Raw genomic sequence first — 19,398 nt, 5'->3', positions numbered from 1 at the left:
GATGTAGCGCACAACCAGCTATGCTTATTTCTTGAATTCAATAAAGCTTGGATAGCTTCCTAATACGCGAACCTGACATCCGATTGCTTCAATTTCTTGAATGGCTGAAGGTAGCAAAACGGTATCAAGAGCCATATCAATGTCGATGAAGAAATAATAATTGCCGAGCTTCTTCTTCGTCGGGCGCGATTCAATTCGGGTCAAGTTGATTTTGCGCCATGCAAAAGCAGAAAGAACCTGGTGGAGCGCTCCCGGGTAATCCTCTGGCAATGTAATTAAGATGCTCGTTTTTATTTTATCGGATTTACGATCGGTATATGGCTCTGATCCGACCAGCAAAAACCGAGTGTAATTATTATCATGATCTGTAATCTCACTTGCGAGAACATCAAGCTTCTCGTTCGCAGCAGCTGTCATCGTGCCAATAGCTGCCAAACCGGCATTCGGATTGTTTTGAACGATTCTAACGCCCTCAGCTGTACTGCTGACATGTTCTGTAACCGCATGCGGAAGATGTGTACGCAGAAATTGCAAGCACTGTGCGATCGCTACAGGATGGCTGATCACTTTAGTAATACGTGAGTAGTCCATTTCCCCATTATCGTTTAACAGCTCAGATTGCCGGCCGATCAAATTTTGAATGGAGGGATAAACCCACTCCGCTTGAATCGGAATATCAACCTCATGTACAAGCCAATCCATATGAAGGCTAACAGAACCCTCAATCGTATTCTCGATTGGAATGATGCTGTAATCACTTATTCCCTTGACAGTAGACAGGAACACATCGGATATTAGCCGATGATGCTTCCAGTTTATTTCTTCACCGCGGAATAAATGTCTTGCTGCCTCATCCGATACGGAGCCAGCAGGTAAAACCGCTATCGTCTTCATCGCTTCATATCTCCTTTAATTCGATCCGGAAGAGGAATCGCAGGCTGCGAAGAAATTTCCTCTATCGTAATTTGAGGACCTTGAGCGCTTGGCGACAGCCATAGCGTATTCGCTTCAATGCCCTCCTGCTTTAGCGTATCAAGCAGAAATGTTTCAAGCATGGATTCGCCCGAGCTGTGTGCAGCACCGGCTTCCGTATCCTCAACAAATGCAATCAGCGTCGGCCCTGCTCCGCTTAGCGCAGCACCAAGCGCGCCGTGCTCTACTGCGTGCTCCAGTATAGTTGCCATGCCGGGAATCAGGGCTGCACGGTAAGGCTGGTGCAGCCGATCCTTCATCGCATGGCGAATCATACCTAGCTCGCCGCCAGCAAGCGCTGCGACGAGCAAAGAGCTGCGGCTGACGTTAAATATGGCGTCAGCCATACTGATTGTAGACGGAAGCGCATGACGCGCCTTCTCCGTCGACAGCTGAAAGGCTGGAATCGCGACAAGCGTCTTCAGCTTATGATGCGGCTCAATTCTTACATAATCTGCTCGCTCCCCATCCCAAGCCGAGACGACAATGCCGCCGTATAGTGAAGCGCCAACATTGTCCGGATGGCCTTCCAGCGCTGTTGCCATTTGGAACAGCTTATCATCCGTGAGCGGACTGCCAATCAATGCGTTCGCAGCAACCAGAGCGCCTACGATTGCTGACGCGCTGCTGCCTAGTCCGCGAGTGAGCGGTATATCGCTGTGCATTGAAATCGAGAGTTCTGGCACGGATACGCCTGCTTCTTTGAACACAAGCTGCGCAACCTTATAAATTAAATTCGTTTTGTCCTTTGGCAATCCATTCATTTGATCGCCGTAAAACTGGAATTCTGTTCGTTCAGAGATGCTCATTTCAATCCATGCGTATAGCGAAAGAGCCATCCCAAGCGTATCAAATCCTGGTCCGAGATTTGCTGTACTTGCTGGTATTTTTACGATTACTCTGCGATTGTTCATAAGATTTATCCTTCTACGCGATAGACGCTTTTCACTTTATGAACGACATCCAGCGAGTCAAACTTAGCAAGCACCTTCTGGATAGCTGCTTTGTTCGCGTCATGAGTGATGATGATGATCTCAGCTTCCGGATTAGACGGTGTCGGCTGCTGCAATACCGACTCCAAGCTGACCTCAAAGTCAGCAAACACTTGCGTTATGCGTGCAAGAACGCCGGCACGATCTGCCACTTTAAGCAAAATGAAATATTTAGATGAGATCTGCTCGTCAGTCTTGAGCTTCTTCTCTTTATAAGCAAGGCTTCCCTGCATGCCGTTCACACCAAGCTTCAGGTTTTTCACAACGGCAACCAAATCGGATACGATCGACGTAGCTGTCGGAAGCTCACCCGCGCCTGCGCCGTAGAACATCGTTTCACCAACAGCTTCGCCATATACATAAACCGCGTTAAACACGCCGTTTACCGATGCGATAGGATGCGATTGCTTCACCATCGTTGGTTGAACGCTGATGCTGATCAAATCATCCTGACGCTCTGCGATACCAAGCAGCTTCACTTCATAGCCAAGACGCTTCGCGTACAAAATATCTTCTTTGGATACCGATGAAATGCCTTGAACGGATACATCCTCAAGCGCAACATTGGCACGGAATCCGATTGTAGCGAGAATTGTCATTTTGCGCGCTGCATCAAGTCCTTCGACATCTGATGTCGGGTCTGACTCCGCATAACCAAGCTCCTGCGCTTCTTTAAGCACATCTAGATACGAAGCGCCTTCTTGACTCATCTTTGTCAAAATAAAATTCGTTGTGCCGTTCACAATGCCCATAATTTTATTAATGCGGTCGGAGGCGAAACCTTCGACAAGTGTACGAATAATCGGAATACCGCCGGCTACGCTTGCTTCATACAAAACATCGCAGCGGTTTTCTTTGGCTTTGGCCAATATTTCTGGACCGTGCATTGCCATCAAATCTTTATTTGCCGTTACGACATGTTTGCCGAGGGACAGCGCTTCTAGTATATATTCTTTCGTAAGCCCAATTCCACCCATAACCTCAACGATAACATCAATTTCAGGATGGCGGATGACTTCCCAAGGATCCTCAGTTAGCTTGCTTGCATCCACTGCAATATTACGCGATTTGCTTTTATCTTGAACGAGCACCTTTTCAATTACGATCGGCGAACCGACCTGACTAGCCAAATCATCCTGATGTCCCTCAACAATTCGAACTACACCTGTACCAACTGTACCAAGACCTAATAATCCAACTTTAACCGGCTTCATATATACCCTCCATTATCAATTCTGTTATCCTTGTCCGATGACCGAAGCTTTACGCACGCCTGGTTGACTGCGAAGCATTTCAACCAGCGATGACAGTTCTCCGGAAAGCTGCGAAATATCGACCGAAATGACGACATTAGCGAAACCTTGGAGCGGAATGGACTGATTCATCGTCAGCACATTGCCATCCTGGCTCGCCACCATGCTAAGTACGTTGGAGAGTACGCCTGAACGATGCTCCAAATCCATAGAAATGGTCGCAATACGTTCTCGTTCCAGCTCATTTAGCGCGTAGACACCATCTTTATACTTATAAAAAGCGCTTCGGCTAAGTCCAACACGTTCAACCGCCTCATGTACGGTTGCCGCATCTCCTCGGCCAAGCATCTCCTTCACTTGTATCGTCTTCATAATCGCTTCCGGTAAAATATCCTCTCGAACGACATAATAGCGTTTCGTCACTATACGTCCTCCTCAAAAAGACAATTGTTCACCTATAGTGGACATTATATCGAAATATACAGTTTGGGGCAATAGGCAAAACAAGAAAAGACGGCTTTCGCCGTCTTCATTTCTTAATATGTGCGAATGCTCTAGCCATTCGGATTATAGTCGCTGCCCTCGAAGAATTCAAAAGCAAAGTCGCCAATTTGAACCATATCGCCGTCTTTTGCCCCCATCTTGCGAAGCTCTGCATCGACACCCATTTTGCGCATCGTGCGTGCAAAACGCATAACTGCATCATAGGAAGTCAAATTCATCCGTTTCATGTAGTTGCTAATGCCAGCACTAACAATAACGAACACTTCATCTTCCTTATGGATGGTGAAAGTCGTCTCTTCGCGCTTCTCGTACGTATAAACTTTACGCTCAGCAACATCTTTCACATCTGCGATTTCAACTTCCTCTGAAACCGTATCAAGAATATCAGCTGCTTTATATAGTAGCTCCTGTACGCCTTTTTTCGTTAGCGAGGAGATTGGCAAAATTTCATATTGACGTTCACCGCTAACTTCTGCGAGCTTTTGCTTGAACAACTCAAGCTGCTCCTCAGAATCCGGCATGTCCATTTTGTTTGCAGCAATAATTTGCGGACGATCTGCTAGCTTCTCATTATAGAGAACAAGCTCCTCGTTGATTTTCACCCAATCATCAAAAGGATCGCGGCCTTCAGACGCTGACATGTCGATAACATGAACGATAACCCTCGTCCGCTCTACGTGACGAAGAAACTCATGACCAAGACCAACGCCTTCATGCGCTCCTTCGATAAGACCAGGCAAGTCAGCCATTACAAAGCTACGGCTATCCCCAACGTCAACGACACCTAGATTCGGTGTAATGGTCGTAAAGTGATAAGCGCCAATTTTCGGCTTAGCGCCAGATACGACAGATAGCAGGGTTGATTTGCCTACGCTTGGGAAACCAACAAGGCCTACATCTGCCATTACTTTAAGCTCAAGAACAACCCAGCGCTCTTGTCCTTCTTCACCATTCTCCGAAATATAAGGAGCTGGATTGTTTTGCGTAGCGAAGCGAATGTTGCCGCGTCCGCCGCGTCCGCCTTTTGCAATAACGATTTGTTGACCGTGACGAGTCATATCCGCAATAATTTCTTGCGTATCATCATCAACGATTATTGTGCCGGGCGGAATCCGTACGATTGTATCGTCAGCGCCTGCTCCGTGCATGCTTTTTACTTTTCCGCGCTCGCCGCGATCAGCCTTGAAATGCTTCTGATAGCGGAAGTCCATCAGTGTACGCAGACCCTCGTCAACTTGAAAGATCAAGTCGCCGCCTCGGCCTCCGTCGCCACCTGCAGGACCACCTTGTTCTACATACTTCTCACGGCGAAAAGAAACGATACCATCGCCTCCGTCGCCGCCTTTTACAAATATCTTCGCTTTATCGACAAACATGATGTGCCCCCGTTCATGCGCGCATTTCCGCCCTCAGCAACACCTTTGCATACGGCTGCTCGAAGTTGATCGGCTGCATTGGCGCGCCTTCCAACTGCTGTTGTATTTTTTGCTTCCATTGCTGTTCATTCATTAGTTCGCCATCATAATAGAAGGCTGCATACAGTGCATCCTTATCCAGCGATAGCTCCAGCGTAAGAACAGCAGCATTACCATAGCCAGGCTTAGCCGCAAACCGATATGCGTTAATCGTATGAATGAGCGTTTCGGCTATTTGATCGGCATCTGCCGTTATTTCGTTTAAATGAATGTCGCCTTTAATTACAATTTGTAACTCCAGCGAATTCGATATCGTACGAAACGATTGAATATAACTAATCAGTGATGGAACCCCTAGCTTGGATATACTGCTCTCCACAACCATCCGTTCACTTATTTTCTCCACATACTCGGCTGCTTTATCCAGCTTTTTGAGCCTAATATAGCCAAACACGACTTGCAGGTCGTTCATCCAGTCATGACGATGATGATTGAGAGTTCGTATTGCAGAGTTTTGCAACGATTGAATCGTTCGCGCAGTCCGCTCTGCGTGCTCTTTCCGTTCCGTTCGTATCCAGTAAGTCGCAACAGCTATAAGCCAAACGAGAAAGACAGCAGTTAACCACACTTGATTGGGCCAAATAAGTACAGCGGCGCATGGCAATAAAATGGTTGCCGCCGCGTAATATTTCACCGTTGTTAAGCGTCCCATCGATTAAACCTACTTTCTTCGTATTTCCCGAAAATATAACAACATATATGTTATATTTCCCCGTCAAAGCTGCTTCAGCGTCCAAGACGTCTTAGGCATTTTTGCTTGCTTATCCAGTATATCACGCAGCCGTCCTACGGTCATCAGCCATGGAATAAAAAAACCCGGCCAAGCGATGCAGGCCGGGGCTTGTTGCATATATAAGGTTGTATTAAGCTTCTACTGCTGCAGCTACCGGAGCAAGAACAGCTGGATACACGCTCACTTTTTTGCGGTCGCGTCCCCAACGTTCGAACTTCACTACGCCTTCTACTAATGCAAAAAGCGTATCGTCTTTCCCGATGCCTACGTTAGTTCCTGGGTGAATTTTTGTTCCGCGTTGACGAAACAAGATGCTTCCAGCAGATACGGTTTGACCGTCAGCACGTTTAGCGCCAAGGCGTTTCGACTGTGAGTCACGTCCGTTTCTAGTGGAACCTACACCTTTCTTCGAAGCGAAGAGCTGAAGATTCAGTTTCAACATAGTTATTCCCTCCTTCTAAAGGATTGGTGAGCAAAGCTGCACCGTAAGCATGAACTAGAGGCTTGTAAAACAAACCTGCACCGAATGCTTACGCATTAAGATGTTCATGAATAACGACATGCTTGCCGTATGATTTTGCAATAGTGTCAAGCATAACCGCCATCGATTCCAGCAGCAGCTGCATCCGGCCGTCTGAAGCCTCGTCTGCAAGCGTCGGAATATCCGACGATAGCCAGCCGTTCTTCATCTTGGCAGGGAGCTCCTCTCCCGCTAGAGCTTCGATCGCGTTAACGGTACCAACCGAGATGGCTGATACACCCGCACAAACGATATCTTTGCCGGGCTTCGCATATTTAGCATGTCCTTCGACCGCAAATGATACGATACGTCTGTCAGCGGCTCTTCGTACAAAGGTAACTGTTATCATAGAAATTCCTCTTACGCTTGGATTTTCTCGATTGTTACTTTTGTGAACGGTTGACGATGACCTTGCTTACGACGATAGTTCTTTTTGGCTTTGTATTTGTAAACGATGATTTTTTGGCCTTTGCCTTGTTTCTCGACTTTGCCTGTTACTGTAGCGCCGGAAACAACCGGAGTTCCAGTTACAAGACCGTCACCTTTAGAAACCGCCAAAACACGATCAAACGTTACGCTTTCGCCTGCTTCAGAATCCAGTTTTTCGATGTAGATTACATCGCCTTCCTGAACTTTGTATTGCTTGCCGCCAGTTACGATAATTGCGAACATTGTTGGTGCACCTCCTTATTTTCGAAGACTCGCCTAATTCAGGTGGCTCACGGCATGCGCCGCAAACGCTTGTTTACCCAATCGGAGCGGTACTTGTACGTCCCATTCCAATGAGATACGAGACACACACCCAAAGATTGTACCATACTATGCAAGCTATATCAATTCATCCAACAAGAAAATTTAAACTATTTATACAACTCTGATCATTTTATGTGCGCTCCGCAGCTCTCACAGCGCTCGATCAGTTGATGGACTGCATTCTCACGAGCCTTTTTACGCGTCATTTCAATTAATCCGAGCTTTGTCCAGCCCAAAATCGTACATTTGGTTTGATCATTGCGCGCTTTCTCTACGAGTCTTTGCATAACCTGCTCGCGATGGTTGTCCTGCTCCATATCAATAAAATCAATAATAATAATGCCGCCTACATCTCGAACTCGGAGCAATCTTGCAATCTCGTCTGCTGCTTCCATATTCGTGCGGAACACAGTGTCCTCAAGGCCAGATGTCCCAATAAATCTGCCTGTGTTCACATCTATAACCGTCAGAGCTTCCGTCACTTCCCATATGAGGTGCCCCCCGCAGGTAAGCTGAATTTTGCGCTCGAACGCTCTCGTTACCTGCTCCGTCACACGATACGTATCAAATAAAGAATTGCCTTGCCTTGATTCAAAACATTTTAACCGCTCACGAAGCTGAGGGGTCATTTCCTCCAGCAGTGCTGACGCTTCCTCAAACCTCTCCGCATTGTCTATCCATATTTCATCGATATCCATCGTAAGCGTGTCTCGTACAGCCCTCCGCATGAGACCTGCCTCTCTATGCAGCTCGCTTGGCGCACTCGCTTCCACGCTTCGTTCCGAAATGCTTTGCCAAATCTCTCTTAACCCAGCGACATCGGCATGCAAAGACAGCTCGCTTTCAGCTCCAGCCGCCGTTCGTAAAATAATGCCTTCCTCCAGCTCACGCAGCTTCTCGCCTATGGCTCGCAATCTCGACCGCTCGCTTTCGGAACTGATTTTTTTGGAAACGCCAATATAATCGGCATTTGGCATATAAACAAGAAACCGGCCAGGCAGTGAAAAATGTGTAGTGACACGGGCTCCTTTGCCACCCAGCGGCTCCTTCATAACTTGTACGAGCAATTCCTGTCCAGGCTTGACCATATTTTGAATGAGCGGCTTTTCAGCTGGCTGTTTTTCCAAATGAGGGTGGAGCAGCTCATCAATGTACAAAAATGCATTTTTAGCTAGTCCTACATCTACGAAAGCCGCCTGCATGCCAGGCAGCACGTTCACGACACGACCTTTATACACATTGCCAACCAAACTGCTTGCTTTTGATTTTTCCATAAAAAATTCGACTAGGCGGCCATTTTCCAGTACAGCGGTTTGCAGCATTTCACCATTAACGTGCATCAACATTTGCTTCATTCCTGAATATCACCTGCCCGTACGCTTTTCATCTATTTTAACTGAAAAGTTCCGACACTGCACGATTCGGATTATTTTCGGACAAACATCCTTCTACAATTTTCTGCTCCGGAAGCACTCTGACCTCCTTGCTGTGCGACTCCACCATGTATATCAAATGATATCGCTCCCTTTGAAAGAGCCTTGCTACCGAGATGATTGACTGCTTGCCGCTTACGATTATAGGACTTGCAATGTGGCCGAGCCTCAGCGCCTGCAGCGTGATCCTTTCCCGATACATCAGAAAACGATAAAACAAATATGGAACATTACGATAATATGTCCAGTTCGTCATCACAAGAAATATGCCGACAATGAGCAGATTGAGTTGAATGCCATCCTTATACACTAACCATGGAAGCAAGGAGACGATGATCATCAGCACACTAAAAAACAAGCTGACTCGCGTGCTCCAAATAAGCATTTTATAATAGTTAACCGTATAGCTTAATGCCGCCTGCAGCAGCTTCCCTCCGTCAAGCGGGTGAATAGGCAGCAGGTTGAACAAGCCGATCATTAGATTCGCTTTCCATACATACTCCGCCCATGCTAAGTCCCATATGCCAAGCTGCCCGCAGCCCCAAGCAGCTAGTCCCATCCAAACGTTTTGCAAGGGACCCGCAATCGCTACAATTGCTTCTTCTTTTGCAGGTACGCCGCCGGCTTCCTCAACCTCTACAACACCACCAAAGGGCAGCAGCTTTACTTCCTTTATCGTCCAGCCATAGCCCCGAGCTACAATAACATGGCCGATTTCATGGACAAGCACGAGTAAAAACAAGGTAATCAGCTCGGCAAAATATCCTGTCATGACCGACCCAAGCATAATGATAACGAACAACGGATGGACCGACCATAGGATTCCTTTCCATTTAATCAATCGGTATCACGCCCACGGGATCGATATACAAATCATTTTGTTTAACAGCAAAATATAGCAGGCTTGGCTGCGTACCTTCAGCTTTCAGCAGGTTGCCGATAGAATCCCCTGCCTCAACCCAGTCATTTACTTTAACACTTGTTTTCCCAAGCATCCCATATACGGTTACGCGCTGATTGACATGCTGGATAACAATAGTCGAACCTTGCGTGCTCTGATCTGATAATAGCAATACACGCCCCGTCTCTGCCGCAACAACCTCTGCTTCAGAGCTTCCAGCAAGCTCTATACCATTAAGCATCTCCGCAAACGTTCGAACTAGCGATCCTCCTTCCAATGGGGTTACGATAGGCAGCTTCACCGTTCCATCCGCGCCTACCGCAGGTTCAGGATTGTCCTGAAAAATAGGAATAAAGGATGGAGCCCCAGCAAACGTTTCCTTATACCAAGCAGCCGCAGCTGCAAAATCAATCTCATCCGTAAGTGCTTGTTTCACAAGCGCTTGTCCCTTGAGCGTGTATTCCGTATCATAGCGAAACATAGCCCATACCGCGCCAAATAACAGCAATGCTACTGCTAGCTTCCATTTCAGCTCCTTGCCGAAAGTATAATTATTTTTCCCGCCGCCTGATCCCGGATCGTTCTCATTCGATACAACTGGCCCTTTTACAAATCTTCTATTACCAACATACCCTTTGTCCTCGTTCCAATTTGCCCATGGATTAGGATTGGTTTTCCAAACGACCTCTGGATCAAGCTCCTCCGCCTCGTCTTCATCAAAATATTCGTGCTTGTATGGCATGCGAGGGTCTGAATATATGTCCTCTTCTTGTAAAGGCACAGAGTTCCGATCCCCTGTATTTTGATTTTTATGCTGATTGCGCCGCTTCTCATTATCCTTCATTAACATCTCATTTTTCCCCCGCTTCCATCGTCCTTGGGACAGCTTGTTCCTTTATACATGGATATGTGGGGATTGAGACAAGTATGCGAGCGCAGCTGATCATAAAAAAAAGCCACCCCAAGATCGGATAACATCCGTCTCAGAAGCAGCTTTCTAGCTTGGCTAACCTTTAGTCAGCCATCTCATATTTTTCTTGATGTGCCTTAATGCTGAATACAAGTCCGATTGACAGCATATTAAGCAGTAGTGATGTGCCTCCATAACTAATAAACGGCAGCGTAATTCCCGTAATTGGCATAATTCCAATCATCATTCCGATGTTTTGGAACACCTGGAACACATACATAGACACGATGCCAATAATAATGTACGAGGCTCGCAAATCATAACATTTAAAAGCAATAATAATCATCCGATATATGAGCAAGAAATACAAAAGCAATAAGATGGCTGCACCTTGAAAACCAAATTCCTCGCCTATAACAACAAAAATCGAGTCAGAATACGGATAAGGTACAAAACCGCCATTTTTCATATCGCCTTGCATATAACCGTCACCGTTTAAACCGCCTGAACCGATTGCAATTTGTGCATTTTCCGATTGATGTTTGTCATCTGCAGTTGCCGTCTCCGGATTAATGAATGTATTAATCCTTTTATGCCAATGTCCCATTTCATTATCTTTCAAGTAATTGTAAATTTCTTGATTGAATGTATTGAACAGAGAAACAAAAAGGACAAGACTTACAACAACGACGGTAATCCCTGTAATTACATGAGAATATTTGACATTCCCAATCCATAACATCCCTAACACGATAACTACGTATATGATCGCATTGCCGAGATCCGGCTGAATCATTACGAGCATAAACGGCAGGAAAGCAAATACTGCAATCGGAAGCAAATCTTGTGTGAACGTCAGCCGATCGCCTTGCCGTCGTCCCATAATATAAGCGATACCGATAATGAGTATAATTTTGACCATTTCCGCAGGCTGAAACGATAAGGCTCCAAACTGAAACCATCCTCTAGCCCCATTGATTACCGCTCCAAAGAAATAAACAAGAATCAACAATGTAACCCCTATGCCATAAAGGACATGCCAGCTCTTGAGAACGATACGATAATCAAATAAGGTGGCTGCGATAGCTACAAAAAAGCCTAAGCCGTAAAACTTCAGCTGTTTGATCTCATGACCGGCGTACTTTGGATTATTTGCAGTTGCACTATAGACAAGTACGATACTGATAATCATAAGGAAAACTAAGATTATCAAAATTCCCCAATCCAGCTTTTTTAATTTGTTAAGCAAGTCCTAATCATCCTATTCCGAGGAACTTACGGAAACGTTTGAACGCTCCCGCCTTCTCATCAAGCAGCATGAGAGGAACCATGTCGCCAAGTATGCGGCGTGCGATGTTCCGGTAGGCGATTGCGGCACGTGAAGCCGGATTCATAACTGTCGGCTCTCCGCTGTTTGCAGCAGAAATAACTTTCTCATCATCAGGTACGATTCCGATCAAATCGACTGCCAGCACTTGACAAATTTCATCGATATCCAACATTTCACCGGTTTTCATCATATTTTGACGAATCCGGTTAATGATTAGCTTACTTGGTATTTTCTCCTGCTCCAGCAGTCCGATTACACGATCGGCATCCCGCACCGCAGCGTTCTCAGGTGTAGTGATCACGATAGCCCGATCGGCACCTGCAATTGCGTTACGAAAGCCATGCTCAATCCCCGCTGGGCAATCAATAATAACATAGTCATGCTCTTTCTTGAGCTCTAAAATCATATTTCGAACTTGTTCAGGCGTAACAGAATCCTTATCCTTCGTCTGTGCAGCAGGAAGCATGTACAGCTCTTCAAAGCGCTTGTCCTTTACGAGCGCCTGATTCAAGCGGCAGCGGCCCTCGGCAACATCAACCAAATCATAAATGATTCGATTTTCAAGTCCCATAACCACGTCCAGATTGCGAAGTCCAATATCTGTATCAACCATGCAAACCTTCTTACCAAGTAAAGCTAGCGCGGTACCCAGGTTCGCCGAAGTGGTCGTCTTGCCGACGCCGCCTTTCCCTGATGTTACAACAATCGCTTCTCCCATATTCTACACTCCTTTAAACATTATAGGATTATGCCGTATGCGGAATAATTGCGCTAGCTTATCAATTTGCATTCTACCTTCACTTAAGAAGGCGAACTCCATAGAGGCATCGCCGGTCATCCATTCCTCTGGCGGCCTGCTGATTACATCCGCAATGCGGAGCTGAGTTGGCCGCATGAGTGAAGTCGCTATAATCACGTCCGTCCTCCCGCCAATCCCAGCATGCGCGGTTCCGCGCAATGCACCCAGCACATATATGTCACCTGTACACATTAAAGTACCGCCTGGATTCAAATCGCCGATTAAAAGTAAATCCCCATCATGCTCATAAGTTTGGCCTGAGCGTATAATAGACGTGAGCACTTGCAGATTAGGTTGCTGTCCGAGCTGAGGATCGATCTTAGGCGCTTCAGACTCAACAGATTGAACCATTAGGTTTCCTTGTGAACGTATCACGTTTTTGATGCGATCTTTATCATCATCAGAAATCTGCCTGGATCCAAGCTTCACCTGAACGTGAACAAGGGGACCTGTGAGCAACTGCTGATGCGTCTTCTCCAGCTTGTATTGCAATTCATCTAGAAGCGTCGCAAATTCACATTTATCGTCGAGAAGGAACACGAGACCTTCTTTTACACCCTTAATAATAATATGCTGCTTATCGGTCACGTTCGTCCCTCCCCAACCTAATGGATTCTTGCTAAGCTGGGCAAAATCCTGCCTGCAGCAATATTTTATTCCTCATCCTTCTCTGCTTTGACCAATGTCTGCCCTTCAAACCATTTTCGCGCCGGTACATAACACAAGAGTGCAAACGCCAGCTGTAAAAATAAACTAGGAAGGATATGATCGATAAGAGCCCATGCATAACTTTCATTCGTAATTCGAAATGCTTTGTAAATGAAATATATGGCGCTGTCATATAGAATGCAGGCAAAACCCACAACAGAAATCGCCATCATAAGCGTTGAACGGCGATGCTCCAGCAATACGCCAGTAAAGTAACCCATTAAACCCATAATAAACGCATTAATTCCAAGCAGATGACCAAAGTATACAATATCCTGAAGCAATCCGAAGCTTATGCCAAGCATGAGTGCAAGATGCCTTCTGCTATATAGACCTGAGAAGATGACCATTACAAATACAAAGTGAGGAATGATCCGTTGACCGAAGCCGGCTGGAATAATCCACGGCATCACTGCTCCCTCGATAACAAACAAGAGCAACATGAGCAGGATGATTCGGTTCAAGCTCATTTCTCGGCTTCCTCCATTTCAGGGACCTGAACAACAAATACCTCAGTCAGATGATCAAAACTTGCTGATAGCTTGACCGATGCCGTATATGTAAGGCCGAAGTCGCCAAGCTGCTTGTTTTCAACCGTTCCGACAACGAGTCCTCTTGGATAAATACCGCCTAGTCCAGATGTAATAACTGTATCTTGAAATTCCATTTTATCGTCTTCGGCGATTTTCGTCATAACGATTCTAGACGTTTCCTTGTTGTAGCTGCTCAGAACACCAAATGATTCATTCTCACGACCCATTATCGTCACAGCAATGGAGTTGAACGTTGGCGATGCTTCGTCAAGTTCTGTAATTGGAGTAACAGCTGCCGAATTGGGGGTTACTGAACTTACAAGACCGATCAACCCCTCTATGGTTGTTACGGCCATATTCGGTTTGATGCCGTCTCTGGAACCTAGGTTAATCGTCATCGTGCGGTTATTCGCATCGTTGCTGATCGATACAACCTGTGCGATCAAATAATTATAATTGTACATCTCTTTCTGACGCTGTGTGAACGAGAGTTCTGCCTTTAAACGTTCATTCTCTTTTTCTACGAAATTGTAATTAATCTTGTCACGAGAATAAGCTGCAGCTGTAAGGCGCAGCTGCTCGTTTTCTTCATAAATCGTGCGTAAATTGCTAATATCCTCGAAGAAGCCCGCTATATAACCAGCGGGCTTGTAGAACCATTGCTGCACGTATGCTGCCGAATCCTTCAAAAATTTCTCCGGCCACGATAATTCCTTGCGGTCGCTTAGCGAGAAGCCGATGACCGCTATGAATAAAATAAACCCGATCATAAGCATAAACATACGCTTATTTCTCATTAGCTTAAACAGCTCGACCACCTGCCCATTTCATATCCGTTTCCCCATCGGACCTAACTTAGCGTCTCGAACGAGATGAGCTTCTTGCTTTAAATAAATGAATATTATCGAGCGAGCGGCCAGTACCGATCGCAACACAATCAAGCGGATTGTCGGCAACAATAACAGGCATGCCTGTCTCTCTTTGAAGCAGCTTGTCCAGATTGCGCAGCAAGGCGCCGCCGCCTGTGAGTACGATACCGCGATCCATAATGTCCGCAGACAACTCCGGCGGGCATTTCTCCAGCGTTACTTTCACCGCGTCAACAATGGCATTAACGGTATCTGCTAATGCTTCTGTAATCTCATCAGATGTAATCGCTAGTGTTTTAGGCAATCCCGATACGAGATCGCGTCCACGAATTTCAATCGTTTCTGGACGATCCAGTGGAAGTGCTGAACCAATTTCCATCTTCAGCTGCTCGGATGTACGTTCCCCGATCATGAGATTGTATTGTCTTTTAATATATTGAATAACCGCTTCATCCATCTCGTCACCAGCTACACGAATGGATCTCGCCGTAACGATTCCGCCTAATGAAATAACAGCAACCTCTGTTGTACCTCCGCCAATATCAACTACCATGCTGCCTGTCGGCTCCCATACAGGCAAATCAGCGCCAATCGCTGCTGCGAATGGTTCTTCAATCGTATAGGCCTCACGAGCTCCGGCTTGCTTAGTCGCATCCTCAACTGCGCGTTTCTCAACCGCTGTAATGCCTGACGGCACACAAACCATAACGTTTGGATGACGAGGAAATAAAGAACGCTGTTTTTGGGCTTGGCGAATAAAATATTTAATCATCGTAGCAGTTGTTTCAAAATCAGCGATAACGCCATCTTTCATTGGACGAACAGCACGAATGTTGCCAGGCGTTCTACCGATCATTTTTTTGGCTTGCTCGCCTACTGCTTCAATTGTTTTTGTATCTGTACGAAGGGCCACCACGGAAGGCTCCCTTACCACAATTCCTTTTCCCTTGACGAATACCAACGTATTCGCTGTTCCTAAATCAATACCCAAATCTTTCGAAAAACCACCAAACATGTTCTTGCTCCCTTCTAATTGCCACATCACTTTATTATATTACATATGTCCTTGTTCCTTCAAACTTACGAATCTTCCGTCACCGATTACCAAATGGTCAAGAACTTCTATTCCGACTAGCTGTCCAGCCTCCGCTAAACGTCCCGTTAACGCAATGTCTTCTGGGCTTGGCGTAGGATCGCCGCTTGGGTGATTATGAACACAAATGATAGATGCGCTGTTACGTGAAATAGCTGCACGAAATACTTCTCGAGGATGTACTAGCGATGCATTAAGCGTACCGACAGATAAGGTTTCGCGGGCAATAATATGGTTTTTTGTGTTTAAAAACAAACATACGAAGTGCTCCTTCTTCAAATAGCGGAGCTCTTCCATCACATATTCCGCAGCATCCTGCGGCTTGCGCACAATAACCGTCTCACCAAGCTGACTCCGGGAAATTCTTCTCCCCAGTTCAATGCCAGCACGAAGCTGAATCGCCTTTGCCGGACCAATTCCTCGAATGGCTGTTAATTGTTCCATGCTCATATCCATTAAATTACGCAGGCTGCCGCATTGCTTAAGCACCGCTCCTGCCAAATGTACGGCGGATTGCCGCTTCGTACCTGTGCGCAGCAGTATGGCTAACAATTCGGTATGGCTAAGTGCTTCTGCCCCATATTTCATCATGCGCTCTCTTGGACGTTCTTCATGGGGGACTTCACGCAAAATCATAGGTTGCGGCAACATGTCCCAATCCCGCCTCTTCGAAAAAATGAATTATTCATATCCTGCCACATTCATGAAAAAAAATCCGATTGAAATCAATTAAGTTACCTTTTAAAAAACAGCAATGTCATAGGAAGCGAGCATGTCTGAGAGAAGCGATAACGGCAAGCCAACGACATTAAAATAACAGCCGTCAATTTGCTCTACAATCGTCGCTCCAAGTCCTTGTATGCCATAAGAGCCCGCCTTGTCCCTCGGCTCGCCGGTAGCAACGTACCTAGCAATTTGATCCTCACTAAGCGGCTTCATCATTACCTTCGTTTTGCGATGGGCAACCAATGCTTCCCCGCTTGCAGAGAGAACACAAGCAACTCCTGAATACACTTCATGGGAGCGGCCTTGAAGGCGTCTAAGCATAGACTTTGCCTCTTCGTCGTCAGCAGGCTTGCCAAGCACATCTCCGTCAAGCACGACAATGGTGTCCGCACCAATAATTAAAGACGTTGGTACCTCCTGCTTTTGTTGCAGCAGGGGTATAGCTGCTTTTGCTTTGCGCAGGCTGAGCTGCTCTACAACTTCCGATGGCGACCAGCCTGCTTCAATCGTTTCATCCGTATCAGTAGACAAAATATAAACCGGCAAAGAAAGGTCCAGCGATGCGACCAGTTCCTTCCGGCGCGGTGACGAAGAGGCCAGTACGAGCTGGCTAATCGCTTCGTTGCGTAATTTTTTATATTCCATAAATTGAATGCTGCGCTCCTTCATGCTTTCCTTCATGCGTCAATGTCTGCTGCTCTACATTTTGCGGTATAACCATATTGCAATTACGGCTCCAATTAAGCTAAACAAGCTGAATTGCAGATGAAGCGTTAGGTTGAAACTGAGCACATATAGATCGACAGCAGGTGACCATGATGTTTCGATTGGTTTCGTTAAAAAAGAGATGCCTGGAACTGGAGTCAGCCATCGCGCTACTAGAGCACCAGCCAACAATCCAAATATGATAAAAATGAGAAGAATCCAGCCGTTTTTCTTCATCTTTCAACGCCTCTCGCCATGAAATGACACCTAAGACTATTATACGCATGAACCTATTCGTTTACAATGCGCTGATCTTCTCAAACCATTCTTTTTGCGTAATGATCACTTTCATAACTTCCGCTTGTGTCTTCCACAATTGTGCTTGAGAAGGCTTTTTATCGTACTCTGCCATCGTCTTTGCTGCCGCATTCATCGCTTGATTGATTTTATCCAAATATGCCTTACCTTCCGCATCTACTATACCTATTCGCAGCGTTTCCGCGTTTTCTGTCCATGTTTGATGCTCGGCTTTCCACGAATTTGCTGCAACATCGCCAAGCGGCGATAAGGTCGGCTGTTCCAGCTGGGCTAATGTTAATTCATCCAACATTTGGACGACTACAGCCGTTTGATCGAAGAAAGATTGTGCTGCTTTTTGATCGCCTTTAAACGGTATTTTTCCTGGATTTACTATATTTACTTCTTTGATATAAAGATCGATTTCCGGCATCATATTCCGAATAACCTGAGCCCCTTTTCGATCTGTACCCATGCCAACATATACGCGATAATCAGCAGCACTTGTCATAGCAGCACCAGCAAGCCCTTTCTCGGCCAATTGCGCCATTGCGGCATCCCTGCCCTCTGTATTGCTGAAAACACCAAATTGCAGCAAATAATAAGACCGATCCAGCCCCTTAAGTGCAGCCATCGCAGTATTCGGATCTGGTTTTGCTGCAGGGTCATTTTTATTTTCAACTCCCGCTTCCTTGCTTTCCTCACCTACACCTGCAACCAGTTCTTTACCTGTACCTTCTTGGACAGAATCTCCAATCACGGGCACTGAATCAGGCTTATTGCCAGTTCCTCCCGGCCAAATGCTTGCCCCCGTAAACAATGACAACAATAAATAACCAAACAGCGCTCCAGTAGCAAGCGCAGCCGTCACTGACAAAAATACATTAAACCATGATGGCGCTCCCGCCTTACGTTTCGCTCGCGCATAGTTCACTCTTTTTATACTGATTTCGTCATCAACGAACTCTTCCTCATACGCTTGAATCGGCTCCTGCATATATTCCCTATCTGAATACCTTTCCTCATGTGTCTGTAGATCCTCAGGCTGCTCATAGGGATCATCAATAATAGTTGGTTTTATCGTTTTTTTCTTCTCTTTTGGAGGATTGGGCTGAGCCTGTTTTGGAGTGGATACTGGCTTCGAATCAGCATCTCTAATAAGCTGCTCCAATGCGCTAATATCCTCTTGGAACGGACTGTTCCATGGACTCACTTCGCTGACGGAATGCTTCTCTGTAGATGGATATAGAGGAACAACTTTCTTGGAAATCATTTTATTCGCATTATTATTAGAGTTGTTGGGTAATGCTGCTTTATGATCGAGAGCCTCTTGTTGATTATCATTGCTGCGGCTTTCTTCGTTAACGGACTGTCCATTCCCATTACGGTCAAAACGATAAGTAATACGGTTTTTCTGAGTCATTTCATCCACTCCTTGTCCCTTTCATCTAGTATTAATCTATGAGACATTTGAGAGATTTAGACCCATGCCCTTAGAGGGTTGTCTACCAAGCCTTCAAAGGTTTTAAATTAAAGAGATTACAATTCATACTTCAATTTCAAATCTAAAGAGATTACAATTCATACTTCAATTTCAAAATTAAAGATTAAATAATTTTCGAACCCACCCAAACCCTCCCTTCCAAGGGAGGGCCCCAAGGGTTGCACCCTCTGGACACCCGCAACTCAACTAACGTACAACCACATCCGGCGTCCAACAGTTCATGCGGCGTTGGAGCGCTTTGTCCCTCCGGGACCCGCTGGAAGCTTCTACAAACCTTGCTGCGTCCTCTAAGACTCGCAATTGGACTAAAAAAAGCTTGGAACTGGCGTATATAAGCACATGTCACTTTGAGAGAGCTTCGTCCCTACTTGGACCCGCTGGAAGCTTC

At 46.0% G+C, this 19,398-nt stretch carries 22 protein-coding genes; all 22 read right to left on the bottom strand.

The features are described 5' to 3' along the window. Nucleotides 1-24: 24 nt before the first annotated feature. The 22 genes from pheA to MHH56_RS09250 all read right to left on the bottom strand — a co-directional run bounded on the left by pheA (nucleotide 25) and on the right by MHH56_RS09250 (nucleotide 18,929). A complete protein-coding gene (gene pheA, locus MHH56_RS09355; protein WP_339207870.1) occupies nucleotides 25-894 on the bottom strand; it encodes a prephenate dehydratase in 870 nt (289 codons plus the stop codon). Further along, complete coding sequence (gene thrB, locus MHH56_RS09350; RefSeq protein WP_339207869.1) at nucleotides 891-1,886, bottom strand: homoserine kinase; 996 nt, start codon at nucleotides 1,884-1,886, stop codon at nucleotides 891-893. The genes pheA and thrB overlap by 4 nt, the downstream gene beginning before the upstream one ends. A 5-nt stretch (nucleotides 1,887-1,891) precedes the next feature. Continuing rightward, on the bottom strand, nucleotides 1,892-3,178 hold the full coding sequence (locus MHH56_RS09345; RefSeq protein WP_076270847.1) for a homoserine dehydrogenase: 1,287 nt from the start codon (nucleotides 3,176-3,178) through the stop codon (nucleotides 1,892-1,894). A gap of 24 nt (nucleotides 3,179-3,202) precedes the next feature. After that, nucleotides 3,203-3,640 carry an ACT domain-containing protein gene (locus MHH56_RS09340; RefSeq protein ID WP_076270848.1) on the bottom strand — a complete coding sequence of 146 codons (438 nt, stop codon included), beginning with the start codon at nucleotides 3,638-3,640 and terminating at the stop codon, nucleotides 3,203-3,205. Nucleotides 3,641-3,771: 131 nt separating this feature from the next. Beyond that, a complete protein-coding gene (obgE, locus tag MHH56_RS09335; protein WP_076270849.1) occupies nucleotides 3,772-5,097 on the bottom strand; it encodes a GTPase ObgE in 1,326 nt (441 codons plus the stop codon). A 13-nt stretch (nucleotides 5,098-5,110) separates the two neighbouring features. After that, nucleotides 5,111-5,848, bottom strand: a complete 738-nt coding sequence (locus MHH56_RS09330; protein ID WP_339207868.1) for a Spo0B domain-containing protein — start codon at nucleotides 5,846-5,848, stop codon at nucleotides 5,111-5,113. Nucleotides 5,849-6,059: 211 nt separating this feature from the next. Then, nucleotides 6,060-6,371, bottom strand: coding sequence for a 50S ribosomal protein L27 (gene rpmA / locus MHH56_RS09325; RefSeq protein ID WP_076270851.1), 312 nt, complete (start codon nucleotides 6,369-6,371; stop codon nucleotides 6,060-6,062). A gap of 88 nt (nucleotides 6,372-6,459) precedes the next feature. Then, a complete protein-coding gene (locus MHH56_RS09320) occupies nucleotides 6,460-6,798 on the bottom strand; it encodes a ribosomal-processing cysteine protease Prp (protein WP_054027239.1) in 339 nt (112 codons plus the stop codon). 11 nt (nucleotides 6,799-6,809) lie between these two features. After that, a complete protein-coding gene (gene rplU, locus MHH56_RS09315) occupies nucleotides 6,810-7,121 on the bottom strand; it encodes a 50S ribosomal protein L21 (RefSeq protein ID WP_053374798.1) in 312 nt (103 codons plus the stop codon). A gap of 206 nt (nucleotides 7,122-7,327) precedes the next feature. Further along, a complete protein-coding gene (locus MHH56_RS09310) occupies nucleotides 7,328-8,557 on the bottom strand; it encodes an Rne/Rng family ribonuclease (protein WP_339207865.1) in 1,230 nt (409 codons plus the stop codon). 37 nt (nucleotides 8,558-8,594) lie between these two features. Then, the gene (locus tag MHH56_RS09305; protein WP_339207863.1) at nucleotides 8,595-9,476 is read right to left on the bottom strand and encodes a M50 family metallopeptidase; all 882 of its coding nucleotides are present in this window, start codon (nucleotides 9,474-9,476) and stop codon (nucleotides 8,595-8,597) included. Further along, a complete protein-coding gene (locus MHH56_RS09300) occupies nucleotides 9,469-10,386 on the bottom strand; it encodes a M23 family metallopeptidase (protein WP_339207862.1) in 918 nt (305 codons plus the stop codon). Before MHH56_RS09300 ends, MHH56_RS09305 begins: the two co-directional genes overlap by 8 nt. Before the next feature lie 163 nt (nucleotides 10,387-10,549). Next, entirely contained in the window at nucleotides 10,550-11,695 is a 1,146-nt protein-coding gene (locus tag MHH56_RS09295; protein WP_339207861.1) for an FtsW/RodA/SpoVE family cell cycle protein, read from the bottom strand. A gap of 7 nt (nucleotides 11,696-11,702) precedes the next feature. After that, nucleotides 11,703-12,494, bottom strand: coding sequence for a septum site-determining protein MinD (gene minD / locus MHH56_RS09290; protein WP_054027234.1), 792 nt, complete (start codon nucleotides 12,492-12,494; stop codon nucleotides 11,703-11,705). Nucleotides 12,495-12,497: 3 nt separating this feature from the next. Further along, nucleotides 12,498-13,163: a septum site-determining protein MinC gene (locus tag MHH56_RS09285; protein ID WP_076270856.1), complete on the bottom strand. Its 666-nt coding sequence runs from the start codon at nucleotides 13,161-13,163 to the stop codon at nucleotides 12,498-12,500. 65 nt (nucleotides 13,164-13,228) lie between these two features. Beyond that, a complete protein-coding gene (gene mreD / locus MHH56_RS09280) occupies nucleotides 13,229-13,753 on the bottom strand; it encodes a rod shape-determining protein MreD (RefSeq protein WP_076270857.1) in 525 nt (174 codons plus the stop codon). Further along, nucleotides 13,750-14,613: a rod shape-determining protein MreC gene (gene mreC / locus MHH56_RS09275; RefSeq protein ID WP_339207859.1), complete on the bottom strand. Its 864-nt coding sequence runs from the start codon at nucleotides 14,611-14,613 to the stop codon at nucleotides 13,750-13,752. Before mreC ends, mreD begins: the two co-directional genes overlap by 4 nt. A gap of 58 nt (nucleotides 14,614-14,671) precedes the next feature. Next, on the bottom strand, nucleotides 14,672-15,700 hold the full coding sequence (locus MHH56_RS09270) for a rod shape-determining protein (protein WP_076270859.1): 1,029 nt from the start codon (nucleotides 15,698-15,700) through the stop codon (nucleotides 14,672-14,674). 39 nt (nucleotides 15,701-15,739) lie between these two features. Continuing rightward, nucleotides 15,740-16,429, bottom strand: a complete 690-nt coding sequence (gene radC, locus MHH56_RS09265; protein WP_076270860.1) for a DNA repair protein RadC — start codon at nucleotides 16,427-16,429, stop codon at nucleotides 15,740-15,742. A 90-nt stretch (nucleotides 16,430-16,519) separates the two neighbouring features. Continuing rightward, entirely contained in the window at nucleotides 16,520-17,149 is a 630-nt protein-coding gene (locus tag MHH56_RS09260; protein WP_076270876.1) for a Maf family protein, read from the bottom strand. Nucleotides 17,150-17,203: 54 nt separating this feature from the next. After that, complete coding sequence (locus MHH56_RS09255) at nucleotides 17,204-17,446, bottom strand: DUF4321 domain-containing protein (RefSeq protein WP_076270861.1); 243 nt, start codon at nucleotides 17,444-17,446, stop codon at nucleotides 17,204-17,206. A 61-nt stretch (nucleotides 17,447-17,507) separates the two neighbouring features. Next, nucleotides 17,508-18,929 (bottom strand): SPOR domain-containing protein, encoded by a 1,422-nt coding sequence (locus MHH56_RS09250; RefSeq protein ID WP_339207858.1) that lies wholly within the window; start codon nucleotides 18,927-18,929, stop codon nucleotides 17,508-17,510. Between the last annotated feature and the right edge of the window lie 469 nt (nucleotides 18,930-19,398).

This window comes from Paenibacillus sp. FSL K6-3182 (genome assembly GCF_037976325.1).
In the GTDB taxonomy this organism is placed as follows: Bacteria; Bacillota; Bacilli; order Paenibacillales; family Paenibacillaceae; genus Pristimantibacillus.
The sequence above is the reverse complement of the archived record's forward strand: the minus strand, read 5'-3'. Positions and strand labels throughout refer to the sequence as shown.

Bases quoted from the DNA above. Each gene is read 5' to 3' on its own strand.
- pheA (WP_339207870.1), bottom strand. From the start codon at position 894: ATGAAGACGATAGCGGTTTTACCTGCTGGCTCCGTATCGGATGAGGCA.
- thrB (WP_339207869.1), bottom strand. From the start codon at position 1,886: ATGAACAATCGCAGAGTAATCGTAAAAATACCAGCAAGTACAGCAAAT.
- MHH56_RS09345 (WP_076270847.1), bottom strand. From the start codon at position 3,178: ATGAAGCCGGTTAAAGTTGGATTATTAGGTCTTGGTACAGTTGGTACA.
- obgE (WP_076270849.1), bottom strand. From the start codon at position 5,097: ATGTTTGTCGATAAAGCGAAGATATTTGTAAAAGGCGGCGACGGAGGC.
- MHH56_RS09330 (WP_339207868.1), bottom strand. From the start codon at position 5,848: ATGGGACGCTTAACAACGGTGAAATATTACGCGGCGGCAACCATTTTA.
- rpmA (WP_076270851.1), bottom strand. From the start codon at position 6,371: ATGTTGAAACTGAATCTTCAGCTCTTCGCTTCGAAGAAAGGTGTAGGT.
- MHH56_RS09320 (WP_054027239.1), bottom strand. From the start codon at position 6,798: ATGATAACAGTTACCTTTGTACGAAGAGCCGCTGACAGACGTATCGTA.
- rplU (WP_053374798.1), bottom strand. From the start codon at position 7,121: ATGTTCGCAATTATCGTAACTGGCGGCAAGCAATACAAAGTTCAGGAA.
- MHH56_RS09310 (WP_339207865.1), bottom strand. From the start codon at position 8,557: ATGAAGCAAATGTTGATGCACGTTAATGGTGAAATGCTGCAAACCGCT.
- MHH56_RS09300 (WP_339207862.1), bottom strand. From the start codon at position 10,386: ATGTTAATGAAGGATAATGAGAAGCGGCGCAATCAGCATAAAAATCAA.
- minD (WP_054027234.1), bottom strand. From the start codon at position 12,494: ATGGGAGAAGCGATTGTTGTAACATCAGGGAAAGGCGGCGTCGGCAAG.
- mreD (WP_076270857.1), bottom strand. From the start codon at position 13,753: ATGAGCTTGAACCGAATCATCCTGCTCATGTTGCTCTTGTTTGTTATC.
- mreC (WP_339207859.1), bottom strand. From the start codon at position 14,613: ATGAGAAATAAGCGTATGTTTATGCTTATGATCGGGTTTATTTTATTC.
- MHH56_RS09270 (WP_076270859.1), bottom strand. From the start codon at position 15,700: ATGTTTGGTGGTTTTTCGAAAGATTTGGGTATTGATTTAGGAACAGCG.
- radC (WP_076270860.1), bottom strand. From the start codon at position 16,429: ATGTTGCCGCAACCTATGATTTTGCGTGAAGTCCCCCATGAAGAACGT.
- MHH56_RS09260 (WP_076270876.1), bottom strand. From the start codon at position 17,149: ATGGAATATAAAAAATTACGCAACGAAGCGATTAGCCAGCTCGTACTG.
- MHH56_RS09255 (WP_076270861.1), bottom strand. From the start codon at position 17,446: ATGAAGAAAAACGGCTGGATTCTTCTCATTTTTATCATATTTGGATTG.
- MHH56_RS09250 (WP_339207858.1), bottom strand. From the start codon at position 18,929: ATGACTCAGAAAAACCGTATTACTTATCGTTTTGACCGTAATGGGAAT.